The organism is Bacillus sp. S4, from assembly GCF_040838205.1.
GTDB lineage: Bacteria > Bacillota > Bacilli > Bacillales > Bacillaceae_G > Bacillus_A > Bacillus_A cereus_U.
In genome coordinates, this window is the sequence record NZ_JBFPJI010000232.1 from 1 (window position 1) to 5,336 (window position 5,336).

Below are 5,336 nucleotides of genomic sequence, written 5' to 3' on the forward strand. Positions count from 1 at the left end.
ATTTACACAGTGATCGTGTTTTTGAACAGGGAAATATGGTTGAAATATTTTTAATTTTATTTGCACCGATTTTCGTGAATAGAAAATATTTTTATTTCGTTTCCTGTAGTGTAATTGGAAAATATGTATTTTTTACTTTGATATTACAAGATGTAAAAGTTGTGATTCCGCTTGTATTATGTATATTCTTTTTCATCATTTCGCATTCTTTATTAAAGAGATTTCAATCTTATGTAAGGACAGTTGTTGAGATGATGAACAATATGAAAGAGACAGAAAATTTAGCTGTTATTGGGACTATGTCTACAACAATCGCTCATGAAATTCGAAATCCATTAACAGCTTTAAAAGGATTTACACAGATTCAAAAAGAAAGAAATCTTGAAGATACGATGAGCTATGAGATTATGCTGCAAGAAATTGAGAGAATTAATGAGTTTGTTAGTGAATTGATGTTATTAGGAAAACCGAAACCAACAAATTATGAAGGGTGTAATATACGGGAAATCCTTTTATATGTTGTACAGTTAATGGAAAGCTATGCGACTCAATATAAAGTGAAATTTCATTTGCAAGTAGATGGAAATTTACCCGTTATAAATGGTGATGATAAGCAATTAAAACAAGTGTTGTTAAACATCATCAAAAATGGAATTGAATCGATGCCAGAAGGTGGGGATATTCAGATTCATGCATATGAAAAAGTTGGAGAGAACTTGTGTATTTCTGTTGAAGATCAAGGTTTTGGGATAGAAAATGAGGAAATAGAAAAGATCGGAAAAGCTTTTTATACAACAAAAGAGAATGGTACAGGACTTGGATTAATGATTACATATAAAATTATTGAAGAACATCAAGGGAGTATCGCGATTCAAAGTAGTATGGGGGTAGGAACGAAAGTAGAAATTTATTTACCAACAGTGTAGTACATTAGAAGAAATTACTTTTCAGAAAAGTGTTCTTGTTGTGTAAATATAAACATTTTATAAAATGTTTAAAGAAGGGTTTTTTTTATAAAACACTTCGTTTATAATGGAGGAAAATATCGACATAGAGCTTTTAGCTCATGTAACGGTTCGGTAGTGTTATGAAAAGAAAAGTAGGGGTGCACGCGCATCCTTTTTTCTATGCAGATATGATGAAAGGGGTGGTATGATGGAATTAACATTGAATTCAACTGTATGTTTACATACAATTCAATTTCGAAAAGAGAGATTAAATTATATTGTAAAAGATACAATTACAGGAGAAACATATGAAATGCCGCCACTTTGGATTGATGCACTAGCAATGATGCGTGACGGTTTTTCATTAGGAGAAATTGAGGAGAAATTAAAAGAAGAGTATCCGGCAGAAGAAGTAAATATGCTAGCATTCACGAGGCAACTGTTAGAGCTAGAGCTTGTCGGAATGATAGATGGAGAAGAGATAGCTTGTACAAAGAAGAAAGATAAAGATTATTTAGCTTGGGTACGTCCAAGGGTGGAACAATTCTTTCTTAACTTAAATAAAAAATATAAAAGCAAAGGTCAAAAGTGATCTTTGCTTTTTTAGTGCAATACAAAATAGGTATTCACCCAAATAAAGATTTTCGCATATTGTAGCTTATGTAAGTAGAATGCTGCGAAGGAGTGAGTGCAGTGACAGGGAATGTATTGAATTATTATGCCGGTGGAAATACAGCTAGAGGATTTCACAGCTTATACGAAGAGAATTTGAAGGGGTTAGACAGGTTGTTTATTTTAAAGGGAGGCCCAGGAACGGGAAAATCTTCTTTAATAAAGGCAATAGGGCGTGAATGGGTCGATAAAGGGTATAATATTGAATTTTTACATTGTTCTTCTGACAATAAATCAGTTGATGGTGTGATTATTCCAAAATTAAAAGTAGGGATTGTTGACGGTACATCACCGCACGTTATTGAGCCGAAAATGCCTGGAGTTGTAGAAGAGTATATAAATTTAGGCGTTGCTTGGGACTCAGATAAATTAAGAAAGCAGAAAATAGAGATTGAACGATTTGTTTCAGAAGCAAGCAAAGCCTTTCAAGCAGCTTACGGGTGTTTTAAAGAGGCGCTAGTTATACATGATGAGTGGGAGAAAATATATATTAATAACATTGATTTTAATAAAGCAAACGAATTAACAGATCAGCTTATACAGAAATTATTTGCAGATAAAGGCGGGAAGAAATCAATTGTGAAACATCGTTTCTTAGGGGCTGCTACACCGAAGGGAGCAGTTGATTTCGTTCCTAATTTGACAGAAGGGCTTCCGCATCGCTATTTTATAAAAGGTCGCCCAGGTTCTGGAAAATCAACGATGCTTAAAAAATTAGCTAAGGCAGCAGAAGAAAAAGGTTTTGAAGTAGAAGTGTATCATTGTGGATTTGATCCAAATAGTCTCGATATGATTATTGTAAGGGAATTAGGATTTGCCATTTTTGATAGCACAGCACCGCATGAGTACTTCCCAAGCCGTGAGGGGGATGAGATTATCGATATGTATGATCTCATTGTTGCACCAGGGACAGATGAAAAATATGCTACGGAAATTCGCGACGTTTCAATTCAGTATAAAACAAAAATGAATGAGGCGATGTCTTTCTTAGCAAAGGCAAAATCAGTTCGTGATAAATTAGAACGAATTTATATTGCCGCTATGGATTTTTCAAAAGTCGATGCATATAAAGAAGAAATCCAAAAAGAGATTGAACGAATTGCAATTACTGTAATCGAAAAGAAAAAATAGGTGTTTTGTTAGGCTGTCGGGAATTTTCTGACAGCTATTTTAGTATGTGGTAAAATTGGTCTTATATTTGTCGAATTTCCAGGGAAATGATCAAAAAATGGGGAGGGTATGAAATGAGAGAGAAAATTGAGTTGGAACTAGAAAGAATTGAAAAAGAGAATGATGTGAAAATTTTATTTGCTGTAGAATCAGGGAGCCGGGCGTGGGGATTTCCATCGAAAGATAGTGATTATGATGTTAGGTTTGTTTATATACGTCCTGTAGAGTGGTATTTATCAATTCATGATAAACGTGATGTGATTGAATACCCAATTAGTGATGATTTAGACATAAGTGGCTGGGATCTTAAAAAGGCATTGCAACTATTTGCAAAATCTAATCCAGCGTTACTCGAATGGATTAGATCACCGATTTTTTTATTCGAAAAACTCTAACCTTCCAGAAGAACTTCAGCAAATGAGTGAAAAGGATTTTAATCCGAAATCAACGATATATCATTACTTACATATGGCTTCAAAAAACTATCGTGAATTTTTGCAAGGTGAGAATGTAAAGTTGAAAAAGTACTTTTATGTATTACGTCCTATTTTAGCTTGTAAATGGTTAGAGGAGAAATCGACTTTGCCTCCTGTAGAATTTGATCGATTGATTACAGAATTAATATTAGAACGTAGCGTGTTAGATGAAATTGAAAAGTTATTAATAAAGAAAAAAGCAGGTACTGAATTGGACGTTGGATTAAAAATTGAGGTGCTAAATCAATTTTTAGAAGAACAAATTGATTATTATCAGCAATACGTGAAAGGTATTGAAAAGAGATTAGGGATTGATATTGAGAGTTTGAATACATTATTTCGAAATATGTTGTTTGAAGTATATGAAAAAGAGCACAAGTGAGTTTGTGCTCTTTTTTGTGTTTTAGGAGTAAAGAAAACGGCGCTAGTTACGATTGTCTTACGAAAGGGAGTAAATGAAAATTCACGCTGAATCTGTAATTATTCGTTATCAACTCGTTTTAATGGTTGATCTGCTGGACCTTCCATAACATCCCCATCAATTGAAAAACGGGAACCGTGACAAGGGCAATCCCACGTACAATCACCGTTATTCCATTCAACTTCACAGCCGAGGTGTGTGCAAGTTGTATCGACGATATGTAATTTTCCTTCTTTATCTTTATAAGCACCTGCTCGTTTACCGTTGACATGTACAACAGATCCTTCGCCAACTTCAAGATCTTCTGGCTTACGTAATGCGGTTTCAATTTTTCCTTCAATTAAGTGTTTAGCAACATCAATGTTCTGAGAGAGGAAAGTTTTTATATCTGGATTTGCATGAAAGCGTGATGGTGCAAACAGTTCTTTATATGGACTGTGGATTTTTAGAATGGAGTCCTTCAGTAAATGAGCTGCTGCAGTTCCAGTCGTCATTCCCCATTTACGATATCCAGTTGCCACAAATATATTTGGATTCCTTTCGTTAATATGTCCGATATAAGGAAGCTTATCTAGCGTGATTAAATCTTGTGCTGACCATCTATAGGGAACTTCATCTACTCCAAAAGTTGCTTCAGCAAAAGAATAGAGTGCTTCGTAATGAAGCATCGTATTAATTCCTTGGCCTGTTTTATGGCTCTCTCCGCCAATCAATATCAGCTTTTCTCCATTGCTTGTCGTATAACGTATGGAGCGTTTTGGATCATCGATACTTAAATACATGCCCCCTGGATAATCTGTTTTTGCTTTTATTGCGAGAGCATAGGAGCGTTCTGCGTACATTCGCGTAAAGAAAAAGCTATTAGCATCATAAAAAGGAAAATGTGAACAAGAGACAATATATTTACAAGTGATGCGATGGTCACCCTTTGTAATTACTTGTGGATAATCTCCTTTTTCCACATCAATAGCTGTTGTTTGCTCATAAACCATTCCGCCCATTTCCACAAACTTTTCTAAAAGTGTTTTTAAATAAAGGAGGGGATGGAATTGCGCTTGATTTTTCATCACAAGTGCAGATTGTACGGGAATAGGAATCGACAGAGATTGAACATAGTCACAAGGTATATTTAACTTTTGATAGGCTTCATATTCTTTCGTTAAATTTCGCAGGCCATTATTGGTAGTTGTATATAAATAAGAATCTTCATTTGTGAAATTACAGTCGATTTTATATGTTTGTACAGTCTCATTTATGAATTGTAGAGCTTTACTATTTGATTCGTAGTAAAGTTGAGCTTTTTCAACACCAAAATTGTTTATTAATTCATCATAAATGAGATCATGTTGGGCTGTTACTTTTGCGGTTGTATGCCCAGTTGTTCCATTTAAAACAGAACCAGAATCAATTAAAACGACTTTCATTCCTTCTTTAGCGAGTAAATAGGCGGTGGTAATGCCTGTAATACCAGCTCCGATAACGGCAACTTCGGTCTTTATATTTTCGGATAAATGAGGAAAAGTAGGAAATTGAGTAGATTCAATCCAATAGGATGATGGTAACTGCGGAAATGTGTCATCTGTCATTTTGAAAACCTCCTAAATTAGAACAATTTTCCTTTTAATATTTCCATATTATATGGAATTCATG

At 34.5% G+C, this 5,336-nt stretch carries 4 protein-coding genes and 1 pseudogene; 4 read left to right on the forward strand and 1 reads right to left on the reverse strand.

The window, feature by feature from the left end:
• The 4 genes and pseudogenes from AB3X48_RS17205 to AB3X48_RS17220 all read left to right on the forward strand — a co-directional run.
• Positions 1-926, forward strand: a 926-nt coding sequence (locus AB3X48_RS17205; RefSeq protein WP_367959758.1) for an ATP-binding protein, incomplete at its 5' end; no start/stop codon positions are given.
• A gap of 229 nt (positions 927-1,155) precedes the next feature.
• Complete coding sequence (locus AB3X48_RS17210) at positions 1,156-1,539, forward strand: hypothetical protein (protein ID WP_033710503.1); 384 nt, start codon at positions 1,156-1,158, stop codon at positions 1,537-1,539.
• Between the two features lie 101 nt (positions 1,540-1,640).
• The gene (locus tag AB3X48_RS17215; RefSeq protein ID WP_204209056.1) at positions 1,641-2,750 is read left to right on the forward strand and encodes a PRK06851 family protein; all 1,110 of its coding nucleotides are present in this window, start codon (positions 1,641-1,643) and stop codon (positions 2,748-2,750) included.
• Between the two features lie 113 nt (positions 2,751-2,863).
• A pseudogene (locus AB3X48_RS17220) lies at positions 2,864-3,647 on the forward strand (nucleotidyltransferase domain-containing protein).
• Between the two features lie 98 nt (positions 3,648-3,745).
• Here AB3X48_RS17220 and AB3X48_RS17225 read toward each other — a convergent pair.
• A complete protein-coding gene (locus AB3X48_RS17225) occupies positions 3,746-5,272 on the reverse strand; it encodes an FAD-dependent oxidoreductase (protein ID WP_002159447.1) in 1,527 nt (508 codons plus the stop codon).
• Positions 5,273-5,336 lie beyond the last annotated feature (64 nt).